Origin of the sequence: Bradyrhizobium guangdongense (assembly GCF_006483445.1) — a bacterium.
In the GTDB taxonomy this organism is placed as follows: Bacteria; Pseudomonadota; Alphaproteobacteria; order Rhizobiales; family Xanthobacteraceae; genus Bradyrhizobium; species Bradyrhizobium guangdongense_A.
The window spans coordinates 1-15,589 of the sequence record NZ_PPPT01000198.1; the positions used below are offsets into that span (position 1 = coordinate 1).

Annotated in this window: 16 protein-coding genes; 13 read left to right on the forward strand and 3 right to left on the reverse strand. The window is 65.5% G+C overall.

Annotation, left to right across the window (positions count from 1 at the left end):
* The 8 genes from C2U70_RS26940 to C2U70_RS26975 all read left to right on the forward strand — a co-directional run.
* A partial coding sequence (locus C2U70_RS26940) for a PfkB family carbohydrate kinase (protein WP_140981656.1) occupies positions 1–1,164 on the forward strand: 1,164 nt, incomplete at its 5' end.
* A gap of 14 nt (positions 1,165–1,178) precedes the next feature.
* Positions 1,179–2,114, forward strand: coding sequence for a Gfo/Idh/MocA family protein (locus C2U70_RS26945; RefSeq protein ID WP_140981657.1), 936 nt, complete (start codon positions 1,179–1,181; stop codon positions 2,112–2,114).
* Positions 2,111–3,376 carry a nucleotide sugar dehydrogenase gene (locus C2U70_RS26950; protein WP_140981658.1) on the forward strand — a complete coding sequence of 422 codons (1,266 nt, stop codon included), beginning with the start codon at positions 2,111–2,113 and terminating at the stop codon, positions 3,374–3,376. The genes C2U70_RS26945 and C2U70_RS26950 overlap by 4 nt, the downstream gene beginning before the upstream one ends.
* 66 nt (positions 3,377–3,442) lie before the next feature.
* Entirely contained in the window at positions 3,443–4,531 is a 1,089-nt protein-coding gene (locus C2U70_RS26955; protein WP_186294496.1) for a DUF268 domain-containing protein, read from the forward strand.
* A gap of 8 nt (positions 4,532–4,539) precedes the next feature.
* Positions 4,540–5,196 carry a methyltransferase domain-containing protein gene (locus tag C2U70_RS26960; RefSeq protein WP_140981660.1) on the forward strand — a complete coding sequence of 219 codons (657 nt, stop codon included), beginning with the start codon at positions 4,540–4,542 and terminating at the stop codon, positions 5,194–5,196.
* A gap of 16 nt (positions 5,197–5,212) precedes the next feature.
* Positions 5,213–6,040 (forward strand): transketolase, encoded by an 828-nt coding sequence (locus C2U70_RS26965; protein WP_140981661.1) that lies wholly within the window; start codon positions 5,213–5,215, stop codon positions 6,038–6,040.
* Complete coding sequence (locus C2U70_RS26970; RefSeq protein WP_140981662.1) at positions 6,037–6,948, forward strand: transketolase family protein; 912 nt, start codon at positions 6,037–6,039, stop codon at positions 6,946–6,948. Before C2U70_RS26965 ends, C2U70_RS26970 begins: the two co-directional genes overlap by 4 nt.
* Before the next feature lie 6 nt (positions 6,949–6,954).
* Complete coding sequence (locus C2U70_RS26975; RefSeq protein WP_140981663.1) at positions 6,955–7,848, forward strand: NAD-dependent epimerase/dehydratase family protein; 894 nt, start codon at positions 6,955–6,957, stop codon at positions 7,846–7,848.
* 69 nt (positions 7,849–7,917) lie between these two features.
* Here the strand turns inward: C2U70_RS26975 and C2U70_RS26980 are convergent, their stop codons facing one another.
* The 3 genes from C2U70_RS26980 to C2U70_RS26990 all read right to left on the reverse strand — a co-directional run bounded on the left by C2U70_RS26980 (position 7,918) and on the right by C2U70_RS26990 (position 10,768).
* The gene (locus tag C2U70_RS26980) at positions 7,918–8,682 is read right to left on the reverse strand and encodes an ABC transporter ATP-binding protein (RefSeq protein WP_140981664.1); all 765 of its coding nucleotides are present in this window, start codon (positions 8,680–8,682) and stop codon (positions 7,918–7,920) included.
* 6 nt (positions 8,683–8,688) lie between these two features.
* Positions 8,689–9,519 (reverse strand): ABC transporter permease, encoded by an 831-nt coding sequence (locus tag C2U70_RS26985; RefSeq protein WP_186294497.1) that lies wholly within the window; start codon positions 9,517–9,519, stop codon positions 8,689–8,691.
* A gap of 73 nt (positions 9,520–9,592) precedes the next feature.
* A complete protein-coding gene (locus tag C2U70_RS26990) occupies positions 9,593–10,768 on the reverse strand; it encodes a hypothetical protein (RefSeq protein WP_140981666.1) in 1,176 nt (391 codons plus the stop codon).
* A 164-nt stretch (positions 10,769–10,932) separates the two neighbouring features.
* Between C2U70_RS26990 and C2U70_RS26995 the strand changes: the two genes are divergently transcribed.
* The 5 genes from C2U70_RS26995 to C2U70_RS27010 form a co-directional block, all read left to right on the forward strand.
* Complete coding sequence (locus C2U70_RS26995) at positions 10,933–11,373, forward strand: SxtJ family membrane protein (protein ID WP_140981667.1); 441 nt, start codon at positions 10,933–10,935, stop codon at positions 11,371–11,373.
* Entirely contained in the window at positions 11,373–11,528 is a 156-nt protein-coding gene (locus tag C2U70_RS33205) for a DUF5989 family protein (protein WP_186294498.1), read from the forward strand. The genes C2U70_RS26995 and C2U70_RS33205 overlap by 1 nt, the downstream gene beginning before the upstream one ends.
* Before the next feature lie 15 nt (positions 11,529–11,543).
* Positions 11,544–13,379 (forward strand): carbamoyltransferase family protein, encoded by a 1,836-nt coding sequence (locus tag C2U70_RS27000; RefSeq protein ID WP_140981668.1) that lies wholly within the window; start codon positions 11,544–11,546, stop codon positions 13,377–13,379.
* Between the two features lie 92 nt (positions 13,380–13,471).
* Complete coding sequence (locus C2U70_RS27005) at positions 13,472–14,848, forward strand: hypothetical protein (protein WP_140981669.1); 1,377 nt, start codon at positions 13,472–13,474, stop codon at positions 14,846–14,848.
* A gap of 21 nt (positions 14,849–14,869) precedes the next feature.
* On the forward strand, positions 14,870–15,589 hold a 720-nt coding region (locus C2U70_RS27010), incomplete at its 3' end, for a TylF/MycF/NovP-related O-methyltransferase (protein ID WP_140981670.1).

Here is a 15,589-nt window from a genome sequence, read left to right on the forward strand (position 1 = left end):
ACCGCGGAGGAGAAGGCCGCGGTGGAGTCCTATGGCGGCGAGCTGATCTTCACGCCCGGCGACATCGTCTATTCCTCCTCGCACATCATCGAGAACGCGCCGCCCTCGATCGCGATCGAGAAGCTGATGCTGCTGTTCGACGCCGAACGGGTCGGTTTCGACGATCTGCGCCGCGCGGTCGATGACATCAGCGGCCTGCGCGTGCATGTGATCGGCGACACCATCGTCGACAGCTACACCCATTGCGCCATGATCGGCGGCGGCACCAAGACGCCGACCATGAGCGTGCGGTTCGAGAACCGCACCGATTTCGTCGGCGGTGCCGGCATCGTGTCGAAACATCTCAAATCGGCCGGCGCCAGCGTGACCTTCTCGACCGTGCTCGGCGACGACGAGCTGGGCGAGCTCGCCCGCAACGACCTGCAGGCTGCAGGCATCGACGCCGATCCCGTGGTCGATCCGACCCGGCCGACCACGAACAAGAACGTCATCACGGCGGGCGGCTACCATCTGCTCAAGGTCGACAAGGTGGACAACCGCTCGATCTCCGAGCGCATCCTCGGCACGCTGATCGACCGCATCCGCTCGATCCCGGCCGACATCGTGGTGTTCAGCGATTTCAGGCACGGTATCTTCAATCGCGAGACCATTCCGCAACTGACAGCGGCGATTCCCGGAACCACGTTCCGCGTCGCCGACAGCCAGGTGGCGAGCCGCTGGGGCAATATCCTGGAATTCCAGAAGTTCGACCTGATCACGCCGAACGAGCGGGAGGCGCGCTTTGCGCTCGGCGACCAGGATTCGGTCGTTCGTCCGCTCGGCGCCGAGCTGTACCGGCGCGCCCAATGCAAGACGCTGATCTTCAAGCTCAGCGAACGCGGCCTGATGACCTTCCGCGCCGCGCCGAAGCAGCCGGAGGACGTCCGCGCCTTCTTCTCGCTCGACAGCTTTGCAACAGGTGTCGTCGACGCGCTCGGCACCGGCGATGCGTTGCTCGCCTACGCGGCGCCGACCATGTTCCAGACCGGCAATGCCGTCATCGCCTCGGTGCTGGGATCGCTGGCAGCGGCCGTCGAGTGCGAGCAGGAGGGCAACATTCCGGTCAGGCCGGAGGACGTGCGCGCCAAGATCGACCAGCTCGAACGTCTCGCGCATTATCGTTGAGCGGGGTGAGCGGCGTGAAGATCGTCGTCATCGGTCATGGCGTCCAGGGGCGCAAGCGGTTGCGGATCGCAGATACCGACGCGGTCGGCATCGTCGATCCCGTCGCCGCAGGGGCGAACTGGCGGGATATCGCCGAGGTGCCGCTCGATCTCTATGACGCCGCCGCGGTCTGCACCCCCGATGCGGCCAAGCCAAAAATCCTTCGGTACCTGCTCGGCCACGGCAAGCATGTGATGGTGGAGAAGCCGCTCCAGGTCGCGGATGCCGGGGAATTAAGGGAGCTCGAGGCGCTGGCGCAGGCGAACGGCGCGGTCTGCTACACCGCCTATAACCACCGCTTCGAGCCGCATTTCGTGCGGATGCGCGACCTCGTGCAATCCGGTCGGCTCGGAAAGATCTATCGCTGCCGGATGTTTTACGGCAATGGCACTGCGCGCCTGGTCCGCGACTCCGCCTGGCGTGACACCGGCGCCGGCGTGGTGCCGGACCTCGGCTCGCATCTCCTGGACACCGCGCGCTTCTGGTTCGGCGACATCGGCGAGGCGTTTCGGCTTGCATCGGTCGATTGCTTCGAGAACCGCGCGCCCGATCACGCCGTCATCATCGGCGGTGCGCAGCTTCCGGCGCTTGAGCTCGAGATGACCCTGCTGTCGTGGCGGAACCACTTTACCTGCGACGTCTTCGCCGAGCATGGCTCGGCCCATATCGAATCCCTCTGCAAATGGGGACCTGCGACCTTCACGGTGCGGCGCCGCGTGCTGCCGAGCGGCACACCGCCGACCGAGTCTGTCACGCTGACCGAGGCCGATCCGACCTGGGTGCTGGAATATGAGCACTTCAAGGGGCTGATCGCGTCGCGCGCCCGCACCGACCTCTCTGGCGATCTCTGGCTGCACCGGGTGCTGGATGGTCTCTCCGCCGAGGCTCAGGCAAGGACGGGCGCGCGATGAGCAAACCGCGCGTCGCCTATGCCGGGATGACCCATCTCGGCCTGTGCTCGGCGGTCGCCGCGGCCAGCAAGGGCTTTTCCGTGCTCGGCTTCGATCCCGATCGCGATCATGTGCAGCGGCTTTCGGCGGGCAAGCTGCATGTCAGCGAGGAGGGGCTGGACACGCTGCTGCGCGACAACCGCTCGCGCATCGCCTTTGGCTGCGACCCGGCCGAGCTTGCGGCATGCGACCTCATCTACGTCGCACCTGACGTTCCGACCGACGATTCCGGCCGCAGCGATCTCGCCCCGCTCGATGCGCTGCTCGATCTCGTGCAGACCCATGCGCGCACGGATGCGACCGTCGTCGTGCTCAGCCAGGTTCCGCCGGGATACACCCGCGCCCACCGCAAGGACGGCCGCATTCTGCATTACCAGGTGGAGACGCTGATCTTCGGCCGCGCGGTCGAGCGCGCCACCATGCCGGAACGCATCATCGTCGGATGTCCCGATGAGACCGGGCCGTTGCCGGCGGCCTTGCGGACCTTTCTCGAAGCTTTCGCCTGTCCGGTGCTGCCGATGCGGCTCGAAAGCGCCGAGTTCACGAAAATCTCGATCAACTGCCAGCTCGCCTCGAACATCACGCTCGCCAACGTGCTGGCTGAGCTGTGCACGAAAATCGGCGGCGACTGGGCGGAGGTCGCACCGGCCCTCAAGCTCGACCGGCGGATCGGGATGTACGCCTATCTGACGCCGGGCCTCGGCATCGGCGGCGGCAATATCGAGCGCGATCTGGCGACCGTGCTGAAATTGTCCGCCGAGCACGGCACCCATGCCGAGCCGATCCGCGCGATCGCCGAAGACAGCGCGTTTCGCAAGGACTGGGTCTTGCGCACACTGCGCGATGAGCTCAAGGGCATCGCGCGTCCGCGGCTCGGTGTCCTCGGCCTTGCCTACAAGGAGAGCACGAGCTCGGTGAAGAATTCGCCGGCGCTCGCCTTGATCGCTCAGGTCAGGGAGTGGCCGGTGCAGGCCTATGATCCGCTGGTGTCCGTCTCGGTGGTGGATCATCCCGAGATCAGTGCGGCTGCCTCGGCGCTGGAGGCGGTGCGCGATACGGATGCCGTCGCGATCATGACGCCCTGGCCGGAATTCCGCAGCCTGGCGGCACGCGAGATCGCGGCCGAAATGCGCGGGCGGCTGGTGCTCGATCCCTATCGGCTGCTGGCGCCGGTCGCCGCGCGGGCCGCGGGGCTCGATTATCGCACGCTGGGCGTGGCGTGATGGGGCGGGAATTGGTGCGGTTCGGCGTGTTGGTCTATGCTCGATCAGTGGGTGGGTGGAGGCGTCATGAGTGAGAATTCTGCCGCGGCTGACGATGCGGCGACGTCAACGCCGCAAAACGAGGAATTGGCGCGGCTGCGCGCCGAAAACGCGTCGCTTTGGGCACAGGGACATGCTGTCGGCGCCGAGAATACCGATCTCAAGGCGCAGCTCGCGGCCGTCGGGGCCGAACTCGCAGCCGTGAGGGCCGAGCAGGCCCCGCTGCGCGAGCAGCTTGCCAGCGTCGGCAAGGAATGCACGGACCTCCGCCGCCTCTACGAGCCGCTGGCGCACGAAAAGGGGCTGCTCGAAACGCGCTTTCTCAACGTTGAGATGGGATTCGAGCGCATCTGGTGGCAATTGCGCGCGCTGCGCCGGATGCATTTCGGCGAGCCGGTGGCGGTGCCGAAGCCGCCGTCACGCATCCCGCCGGAACTCCTTGATGCCTTCACGCTCGGCGGCCGCGTTCCCGTGATCGAGGAATTCGACGACCGGACCTATCCGCCGAACTGGCCGCTGATCTACACCGAGGAGGAGATCACCTCCTACATGGACGGGATCCGCAAGGGCAAGACCTGCGTCTACGGAACCGTCGATGTCTGGGTGCAGAACGCCTTCAAGCGCTATCCGATCGAGGGGCTCGACGTCGTGACCATGGGATCGATCTCGCCCTGGTACGAGAGCATGATCCTCGTGCATGGCGGTCGCGCGCACGCCATCGACTACAATCCGATCGTCTCGCAGTCCAAGCGCGTCACCACCTGGACCGTCGACCAGTGGGAGCGCGAGCGGCCGCGTTTCGACTATGCGCTGTCGATTTCGTCCTTCGAGCACGACGGCCTCGGGGCCTATGGCGATCCGCTCGATCCCGAGGGCGATCTCAAGGCCATGCGCAAGATGAAGGAGATCGTTAAACCCGGCGGCATCATGCTGTTCGCGGTCCCGACCGGGAAGGACGCCATCCGCTTCAACAGCGCGCGGATCTATGGCCGGCTGCGCATGCCGCTGATGCTGGAGGGCTGGGACTGGATCGACAGCTCCGGTTTCGAAGAGCACATGCTCGACGGCAATGGCGACCATCAGCCGGTGCTGATCCTGCGCAATCGCGAGAGCTGAGGCAAAGCATGGCCGAAGTGAACCTGCTTGCAAAACTGCCGCGCGGAAAGCGCAACGTGTCGGCGCGCTCCACCGCCAAGACCGAGGAGCACATCCGGATCTCGCGCGAATATGGCGAGGCCTATTTCGACGGCCCGCGCGAATATGGCTATGGCGGCTACCGCTATGACGGCCGCTGGATTCCCGTGGCCGAGGACATGGTCCGCCATTTCGACCTCAAGCCCGGCGACCGCGTGCTCGACGTCGGCTGCGCCAAGGGCTTCCTGGTCAAGGATCTGATGAAGGTGCAGCCGGGGCTGGAGGCCTTCGGCATCGACGTCTCGCGCTATGCTCTGATGCGCTGCGAGGCGGAGACGATCGGGCGTCTGCACCTCGGCAGCGCCGACGATTTGCCGTTTCCCGACGGCAGCTTCAAGGCGGCGATCTCGCTCAACACCATCCACAATCTCGATCGCGCCGGCTGCATCCGCGCGCTGCGCGAGCTGCAGCGCGTGTCCGGCGGCCGCGCCTTTGTGCAAGTGGACTCCTATCGCACGCCAGAGCAGAAGGCCGTGTTCGAGGATTGGGTTCTGACCGCGCAATGGCACGATTATCCGGAAGGGTGGATCGAGCTGTTCCGCGAGGCGGGTTACGAGGGAGACTACTATTGGACCATCATCGAATAGCGGGCTTGAGGATGTGATGGCGACCCAGAGCAATTCCTTCGACGAGGCCGAAGCGCTCGCGCGATGCAAGCGCTATCGCCGGCGCATTCTCGACATCTCGCAGCGCGTCAGCGCGCTGCATATTGCTGGCGCCTTCTCCTGCACCGAGATCGTCGACTGCGTCTACAATGATCTGATGCGGAAGGGCGCGGGCGGCAAACCGTCGGCTGACACGTTCCTGATGTCCAAGGGCCATGGCTGCATGATCCAGTATGTGATCCTCGAGGATCACGGCGTGATCAGCCGCGAGATGATCGACGCCTATTGTACGCCCGGCGGTCAGCTCGGCGTGCACCCTGATTACGGCAATCCCGGCATCGAGGCCTCGACCGGTTCACTTGGTCACGGCCTGTCCATGGCGGTGGGCATGAGTCTCGCCGAGCGCGGCCGCGGCGGGGACGGACGGGTCTATGTCGTGCTCAGCGACGGCGAGCTGCAGGAAGGCTCGACCTGGGAGGCGATACTGATGGCCTCTTCGCTGGGGCTCGGTAATCTCGTCGCCTTCGTCGATAACAACGACTTCCAGAGTCTCGGCCGCACCTCGCAGACCCATCCCTCCTTCTATCCGCTGACCGACAAGTTCACCGCCTTCGGCTGGGAGACAATCGAGGTCGAAGGGCATGATTCCGCCGCCATCTTCCGCGCCGTAACAGAGCGGAAGGGTGGCAAGCCGCTGATGGTCGTGGCCCGCACCACCAAGGGCAAGGGCGTCAGCTACATGGAGAACGTGCCGATCTGGCATTACCGCGCGCCGAACCGCGAGGAATATCTGCTCGCCATCAAGGAAGTGGAGGGGCAGTCGTGAGGAACGCGTTTTCCGAGGCGCTCTACGAGCAGGCCTCCGCAAATCCCGACGTCTACATCGTGGTCGCGGATATCTCGCCGGCCGGCAGCATGGCAAAATTCTCCTCGCAATATCCCGAGCGGTTCATCAATGTCGGCGTCGCCGAGCAGAGCATGATCGGCATCGCCGCCGGTCTTGCGCTCAAGGGCTGCCAGCCCTTTGCCTACACCATCGCGACGTTCAGCCTTTATCGCCCGTTCGAAATGATCCGCGACGATCTCTGCTACCAGAATTTGCCGGTTACCGTGGTCGGCATGGGCGGTGGCGTGATCTATTCGACACTGGGCGGCACCCATCACGCCCAGGAGGACATCGCGATTGCCGGGGCCATCCCGAACATGCAGGTCGTGGTGCCCTGCGATCCCCTGGAATGCGCCGAGGCGACGCGCTGGTGCGCGCAACAGAAGAACGGACCGGTTTACTTGCGCATCGGCAAGGCCGGCGAGCCCGTTCTGACGAAGGACGCTGAGCCGTGGCAATTCGGCAAGCTCAGGTATCTACGCCGCGGCGCCGACGTCTGCATCCTCACTTATGGCGTGATATCAGGCATGGCGGTCAAGGTTGCGGATCAGCTTCAGGCCCGCGGCAAGTCCGTGGCGCTGGCGACCGTCCACACCCTGAAGCCGCTCGATCGCGAGGGGATCGCCGAGGTGCTGATGCGCTACGCCCAGGTCATCGTCATCGAGGAGCACGCGCCGCAGGGCGGCCTTGCGCCGCAATGCAAGCAGATCGCCTGGGACATCAGGGCGAATTGCCGTCTCGACACGTTCACCCTCCAGGATGCCTTCATCCATAATTATGGCAGTCATGATGACCTCCTGGCCGCGCACGGCCTGTCGCCGGAGCGCATCCTGTCCATTGTTGCGTAGGCGGCCATGCGCGTCCTCGTCACGGGCGTCTCCGGTTTCTCGGGGGGCTTTATCGCCCGGGCCTTGGCGCAGGCCGGGTTCGACGTGACGGGCCTGCACCGGCGCGAGAGCCCGCTTCTGTCAGCACTTCGCGCCGTGTCCGGCCTCAAGCTCATGCAGGGCGATCTGACGGGCGTGCGCGGTCTGCCCGGGCCGTTCGACGGCGTCGTGCATGCCGCGGCGACCTCGCCGGCTCCTGGCGTCACCGTCGCCGATATCGTCCGGGACAATGTCGACGGGACTTTTGCGCTGATCGACGCTGCGCTCGGCTGGCAGGTGCGGACCTTCATCTTCTGCTCCTCGATGTCGGTCTATGGTGCGATCGAGGACGCGGTCGTCGACGAGGGCTGCGCGATCCGCGACCCCGACGTCTATGGCATGACCAAGCTACTGGCGGAGCGGCGGCTGGAGGAAATGGCCGGCACCATGCCGGCGCTCGCATTGCGGCTGCCCGGCATCATCGGCCCGGGCGCGCAGCGCAACTGGCTCTCAGGCGTCGCGGCCGGCTTGCAGAGAGGCGCGACGATCGGCGCGTTTCACCTCGACCGTCCCTTCAACAATGCCGCCCATGTCGCTGATATCGCTAGGCTGGTCGACGATGTCCTGCAGCGGGGGATGAGCAGCTTCGACACCATCGTGCTGGGCGCTGCCGGTATGACGACAGTGCGCGGCGCGATCGAGCGGCTCGCCGCCGGACTCGGCGTTGCCGCAAACATCGAGGCGAGAGAAGCGGCCAAGCCGTCGTTCACGCTGTCGTCGAAGCGCGCCATTGCGCGCTACGGCTACGATCCGATGCCGATCGAGGCAATGATCGACCGTTATGCGTCCGAACTGCTGGCGATTATGCAAAAATCTACCTGATTTTGCCTAAGGCGCGAAGGCGATTTCCGCCGCACGTTCTACTGTGCATGGGGTTGTTTTCGACGTTGGCTACGACGCCGCCGCCTGGTCGAGGCTGCGGTACTGCGCCAGCACCTCGTCGACGCCGCCGACGGCGAGCAGCCGGCCCGCCTGCAGCAGCGCGGCGCGGTTGCAGAACTGGCGGATCAGGGGCTCGGAATGGCTCGCCAGCACCAGGATGCGGCTGCGGCTGATGAAGTCGCTGAGCCGCGAGGCCGCGCGTGCGGCGAAGCGGGCATCGCCGGTTCCGATGCCTTCGTCGATCAGGAGCACGCCGGGCTCGATCGCGGTCGCAACGGCGACCGCGAGGCGCGAGACCATTCCGCTGGAATAGGTGCGAACCGGCAGCGCCAGATACTCGCCGAGCTCGCTGAACTCCTCGATGTCGGGCAGCTTGCTCAAAATCTCCTCGCGCGTCATGCCGAACAGCATCGCGGCGGTCATGATGTTCTCGTAGCCGGTGTCGTCGCCGTCGAGGCCGGGCATCACGTCCAGCAGCGAGGTCAGCCGGCCCTCGATCAGGACCTGGCCCATGACCGGCTCGTAGACGCCGGCAAGGACTTTCAGCAGGGTGGACTTGCCCGCACCGTTCGGGCCGATCAGCCCGAGTCGGTCGCCGTCCTTCAGCTCCAGCGAGATCCCCGACAGCGCCGAGACGGCGACGCCTCTGCCACCACCCCTGTTGCGCCTGATCAGGCCGCCGACGGCCTGACGGAAGATGGTCTCGCGCAAGCCCCGCTGCGACCCGTGGATGGGGAAGTCGACGTGCACATTGTCGAGGATGACGGCGGCCACGGCGCTTCAGCTCCAATAGGGGATGCGCTTGCGGAACCGCGCGAAGGCGAGATAGGCCACCGTCCAGCCCACGGCCGTGACGAGCAGGACCGCGGCGTAGCTCGAGGCCGGCGGCAACTGGCCGATCAGCGGCGCCCGCACCACCTCGATCAGATGATAGAGCGGATTGAACGCCACGAAGATCGCGCGCGAGGTTCCCTTCAACACGTCCGGCGGCCAGAAGATCGGCGTGATGAAGATCGCGATCTGCATTAACGTGCCGACGAGCTGCTGGACGTCGCGAAAGCGCAGGCAGCAGAGCCCGAGCAGCAGCGCGATCCAGGCGCCGTTGAGCAGCACCAGCGCGAGGCCGGGCAGCGCGAGCAATGCCGTCGGTCCGAGCACATGGGGCGCGAAGACCAACGCAACGACGATGTAGACCACGAGATTGTGGAGAAAGCCGATCAAATTGCGCCACAGCAGCGCATAGACCAGGATCGAGTAGTTGAACTTGATCTGGCGTACGAAATTGGCGCCGTTGACGAACACCGCACAGGCTTCCGTCGTCATGGTCGAGATCAGCATCCAGACCACGAGGCCGGAGGTGAGATACGGCAGGTAGGTTGCGGCGGTCTGGTCCCAGAGCCCGACGCCGATGACGCCGAGGGCTGCCGTGAAGAGCGCGAGATTGACGACGCCCCAGACCGGTCCGAGTACGGTCCGGCGATAGCGCCGCTTGACGTCCAGCCATCCCAGCCGGCCATAGGTGTCCCATTGCAGGGCGCCGCCCACGAGGTCTTGCCACGCCGTCGTCACCTGCGGCGACGGTCGGTGCGACGTCGCCTGGGAGACGGTCATCAATCGCACCTCGTCATGAGAGAGCATCGATTCCCGGGGCATTGGCGGGTTTTGGCATAGGCGCGGGGCGAGCTCAACCGGCCGCGCCGGGCGTTGTCCCGTCATCCTGCGCGGCGAGCTGCGGCAGCATCGCGTCGAAGGCGCGTGAGATCGCCGCCGCCTCGTCGCGTTCCCAGACCAGCCGCTGATGCGGCTTTGCGAAGGCGAGGTCGGTGCCGGTCTCGATGCCGGTTTCGCTCAAGAAGTCAGGGCTGGTGACCCGGGAGCTGCCGACCGGAACGAACAGCAGGTAGCGGGCACGTTCATTGTACCAGCACAGCTCCAGCGGCCCGTGCATGATCGCCACGTTGAGCCAGGCCGCTTCATAGAGGCCCATGCGAAACTCGAGATTCCAGGTCGCGGCCTCGCAGATGATGTGGCGGGAGAAGGGGTCGGGCAGGCCCGGCGTCACGCTGTCGGTGTCGGCGACGAAGATCGGCGCATACAATTCGGGATCGAGGCTGTCTGCGAAGGCGAGCCAGTCGGCATCGCTGCTGTTGCGCTCGGGGTCGACCAGCGAGTGCCGCAGCGTGATGACGATGGGCCGGCGTTTGTCGGCATGCTGTGCCAGGAAGCCGGCGGCAAGCCGTCGTCCATGCGGAGTGGCGCGGAACAGCGGCAAGACCGGCGCGCCGCTGCGGCCGTGATCGTGGATGTCGGCCGGCGGCGGCTGGCAGGGCAGGAACACCCGGTAGTCGCGAGGATAGAGCTTCGCCGGGTCGGTGCTGACAAGGGCCTTCGCCTCGGCGCGGCTGCCGCACACCACATGGCCGCGGACGCTCGGCAGCATGGCGAGCATCGGCAGCAGGATGTGGCGGATGCGCGAGGCGCGGGCACGGGTATCGATGACGGCCTCATAGGCCGGCAACTCCTTGCGCATGCCCTCGTGCGGTCCGGGCACGAAGATGACGACGAGGCCGCCGAGCCCGCGCCGCCGCCGCTCGATCTCGGCCGCGGCGAGATGGCTGGCAAAATCGAAGGTGATGGGCGAGGCGGCAAAATCGTAGACGAATTGCAGGCAGTCCTCGCCGCCGAACGTATCGGCCAGCGGGTCCTTGCGCTGCCAGTCATGGGCGGCGATCAGGAGGTTGCGCAGCCACCGCGTCGACGCCAGGCGCGGGCGGGCCAGCTCGTTCGGCACCGCGCGAAGCAGATAGACCGGCCCCACTGTACGGAGGCCATAGACGATCTTGTGGACGACGGAAGCCATGCGGGGGAACGCCAGATACGCCAGAACCAAACTTTTCGCATCGTAACCGCAAATGATGGCGGATTGAATGCGACCGACTGCATATTGCCCTCGCGTTCGCAGGGCTTAAGATGGCAGCGCCGGATGGCGGAATGGCTGCCGGGAACGGCGCCTTGGGGGGAACGATGAGCCAAAACCGGCTTGACGGGCTGCACGAAAGCTTCGATCGCGAAGACGCGGTCGAGACGTCGTCGGACCGCAGCTTTGGCCTCGTCATCGCCGGCGCGTTAACCTTGTTTGCAGCAATCGGCATCTTTCGCGGCTCCGGTCACTGGCCGTGGTGGCTGGGCGGGGCGGCGATCTTTGCCGCCGCGGCACTGGCGGCACCGGGTGTGCTCGCGCCGTTCAACCGCCTCTGGACGCGCCTTGGCTTGCTGCTGGCGGCCATCGTGAGCCCGGTCGTCCTCGCGATCCTGTTCTATCTCTGCATCACCCCGATCGGCGCGCTGATGCGGCTCGCCGGCAAGGATCCGCTGCGGCTCAAGCTTCAGCCCGAGGCCGACAGTTACTGGATCAGGCGCGATCCCGCGGGCCCCGCGCCGGACACATTGAAGAACCAATACTGATGATCAAATCCTTCGTCGTCGAGTTCTGGGGATTCTTGCGCACGCGCAAGAAGTATTGGCTTCTCCCCATCTTCATCATGATGGCGCTGTTCGGCGCGCTGATCGTGCTGACCAAGGGGTCTGCGGTCGCGCCCTTCATCTACACGATCTTCTGATCGGGGACGGGTAGCGTGCGCGTCCTCGGTATCTCCGCCTTCTACCATGACAGCGCCGCTGCGCTGGTCGAGGACGGCGAGATCGTGGCGGCCGCCCAGGAAGAGCGCTTCACGCGCAAGAAATTCGACGCGCGCTATCCGCGCAACGCGATCGCCTATTGTCTGGCAGAGGCAGGCGTTGGGCTCGACGCGGTCGACCGCGTCGCATTCTACGACAAGCCGTTCCTCAAATTCGAGCGCCTGCTCGAAACCTATGTCAGTCTTGCGCCGCGCGGCTTTGCCTCGTTCCGCATGGCGCTGCCGCTGTGGCTGCGCGAAAAGCTGTTTCAGAAGCCGCTGCTGGCAGGCGAACTCAAGCGCGAAGAGCCCGGCTTCGACTGGGAGAACCGCCTGGTGTTCTCCGAACATCATCTCAGCCACGCGGCATCGGCCTTCTATCCGTCGCCGTTCGAGCGGGCGGCCGTGCTGACGCTCGATGGCGTCGGGGAATGGGCGACCACGGCGGTTGCGATCGGAGACGGGCGGCAGCTCGCCATCCACAAGGAGATTCACTTCCCGCACAGTCTCGGGCTGCTCTATTCGGCCTTCACCTATCACACCGGCTTCCGGGTCAATTCCGGCGAATACAAGCTGATGGGGCTCGCACCCTACGGCACGCCGCGCTTCGTCAAGACGATCCGCGATCATCTGATCGACCTCAAGCCCGACGGCTCGTTCCGGCTCAATCTCGACTATTTCGACTATTGCACCGGTCTCACCATGACCAATGCGCGGTTCGACGCCTTGTTCGGCGGCAAGCCGCGGCAGCCGGACGAACTGCTGGAGTCGCGGCACATGGACATGGCAGCGTCGGTGCAGGCGGTGCTGGAGGAGGCGGTGCTGCGTCTGACTGCGGACGTCGCGCGCGAAACCGAGTGCCGCAATCTTTGTCTCGCCGGCGGCGTCGCGCTCAACTGCGTCGCCAACGGCAAGGTGCTGGCCGAAGGTCGCTTCGACAATATCTGGATCCAGCCCGCGGCGGGCGATGCCGGTGGTGCGCTTGGTGCTGCGCTTGCGGCCTTCCATCTTCAGGGCGAAGGCGAGCGCATCGTGCCCGAGCGTCTCGATGCGATGAAGGGCAGCTATCTCGGCCCCGGCTTCGACCAGACCGAGATCGAGCGGCGACTGACGGCTGCCGGCGCGCGCTTTACGCCGCTCGCGGAGGAACAGCTTCTGAATACGGTCGCCGGTGCGCTTGCCGACGGGCAGGCCGTCGGATGGTTTCAGGGGCGGATGGAGTTCGGGCCCCGCGCGCTCGGCAACCGCTCGATTCTGGCCGACCCACGCAATCCCGCGACCCAGAAGACACTCAATCTCAAGGTCAAGTATCGCGAGAGCTTTCGTCCCTTCGCGCCGTCGGTGCTGCGCGAGCATGCGCCAGAATGGTTCGATCTCGCCGTCGACAGCCCCTACATGCTGTTTGTCACCGGTGTCGCCGAACAGCATCGCAAGACCATGACGGAAGCGGAGCAGTCGCTATTCGGCATCGACAAGCTGAACGTCGTGCGCTCGTCGGTGCCCGCAGTCACCCATGTCGACTATTCGGCACGGGTCCAGACCGTCCACCGAGAAACCAATCCCCTGTACCACGCGCTGTTGAGCCGGTTTCATGCCAAGACCGGTTGTCCGATACTGGTCAACACCAGCTTCAACATCCGTAGCGAGCCGATCGTCTGCAGCCCGGAGGACGCCTTCCGCTGCTTCATGGGATGCGAGATCGACATGCTGGTCGTCGGCAATGCGGTGCTGCGCAAGGAGGATCAGGATCCGGCGCTGCGCGTGGACTACCGGGATTCGTTCGACCGGGATTAGCGGGGTTCCGGGACCGCGGGGCGATGGACCCGCTATTCGCGAAGGTGATACGCTGCCGCCCGGGTTCGGGGCTGTAGCGTCCGAGTATCGACATGACAACGAACGATTGGCAGGCTCATTGGACGAGCGCCTCGCAGGCGCGGGCGGACGGACAGATGTCGCGGTCGCTCGAGCTGTTTTCCGCAGTCCTTGCGGCGGGTCCCAATACCGGCGAGCCCTATCGCGACGCGGCCGCGACCGGCGCGGAGCTGGCAAGGAACCTCGAAGGTGTCGGCAAGCTCTACGCCACCCACTGCGCCGATCTCGGCATTGCCAGCGATGAATGTCCGTCCTGGGCCCGCCATGACCGCTTCGTGCGCGACCTGCAATATACCGTGGTCGAGAGCTCGCTCGGCGCGCTGAAATTCGACGCCGGGACGACGGCGCTGCAATTGCAAACCGCCGAGGCCCTGCGCGCGGTCGGCCGCCGCGATCTGGCCTGGAGCTATCTGCGGCGCGCGATCGAGCTTGGCGCGGCCAGTCGTCACGATGAACTCAGGATCGCGCGTCTGCTCGTTGCGTCTCATGGCATTGGCGACGCGAACGACCAGCTCGAACGGCTGAAGGAGGATTGGCGCGGCGAAGTTGCCGACATCATCGCTGATGAGGCGCCGGAACCGGACGACGTGGCTCCCGATCCTGTCGCGCGTGTCGAGCGAATGGTTGCCCTGACTTTGACGGGCCTCGTGCTCGGCGGGCGGGAGCCGCCCGAGGCGCAGGAGCGCGCACTACTTGCGGCAGTCCTTGAGCTCGTCAGGCAGATGCCGGGCAACGGCCCGGCGCATTTGGCGGCGGGCTTTGCCGCTGTCGGCGTCGGAGAGATCGCGCAAGCGCAGCAACTCCTGACAACGGCGTCCTGGCTGTGGGGCGAGGCGAGGCCGGCTGCGCAGGCGCTATCCAATGAGGTGATGCTTGCGCTCGCCTGGGCGCGCGCCTTCCTGCTCGACGCCTCCGGACCGTCGGTGATCCCCGGCGTGGCGCCGTCGATCGACGAGCGCCTGCTCAAGATCGCCCACGCAAGGACCCAGCGCGCGCAGGGCGCCGTCTTCCAGGCGCTCGACCTCTACGATGAGGCGGCGGCCGGCTATCTGGTCCGCCACCCCCCGATGTCCTACGATTTCTACAAGGGCTACAAGATCGTCGCCCATGAGGGGCGCTACTACGCCGTGCCCGGCAGCGTGCACGAATTCATCATCGTGGACGGCGTGGTCTGCGGTCCCTCGCGCGCGGCGCAATATGCGCGCTTACGGATGCCGCGCTGGGTCGCAAACTGGCTGCGCGGTCTCGCCCGTGCCGGCAGGCTCAGGGGCGTGTGGTCGTTGTTGCAGACGGTACGGCGAAAACTCTATGCTGTGCGCGGCGTCAAGATCGCCGACGATCTCGAATCGCTGCTGGCCTCGATCGACAGTCTTGCGCCCGGCTCGACCTGATGAATGGAGTGATCATCCCCGATGACCGACGCGCCCAAGGGCCGAAGCGTCCCGAACAGTCTTGACCTCACGGCGCTGGATGACGAGCCCTGGGTCCGGCTTGCGAATGGCGAGGAGCTCGCCGGATGGAGCAAGCAGGATGAGATCATTTACAACCAGCGCAACCGGCAGACCGAAAAGTATCTGTTCTTTAGGCGCGTGTTCGATTTCCTGACCGAGAACGAGGTTTACGGCGACTATTTCGAGTTCGGCTGCCACCGCGGCCGCACGTTTCGCATGGCGCTGACGGAAGCCCGCCGGCACGCGCGCGACACCATGCGCTTCTGGGCGTTCGACAGCTTTGAGGGCCTGCCCGCGCCGGTCACGGAAACCAGCATCGGAAAGTGGACGCGCGGCGCTCTGACCACGTCGGAGCAGGCGTTTTGCGACCTGATTGCGGCACACGGCATCTATTTTGACAAGGTCGAGACGGTGCGGGGTTTTTACGCGGATAGCCTGACCGCGGAGCGCCAGCGCGAGTTCGTTGCGCAGGGCCGCAAGATCGCACTCGCGACGGTCGATTGCGATCTCTATGAATCGGCCGTCCCCGTGTTCGACTTCATCGACCCGCTGCTTCAGGCGGGATCGGTGATCTATGTCGACGACCTCTTCGTCGGCAACAAGGGCGATCCCGGCAAGGGCATGGCGCGCGCGTTCAGCGAATTCCGCAAGCGCTCGCGCTGGCGGAATTCGCTGAACGCG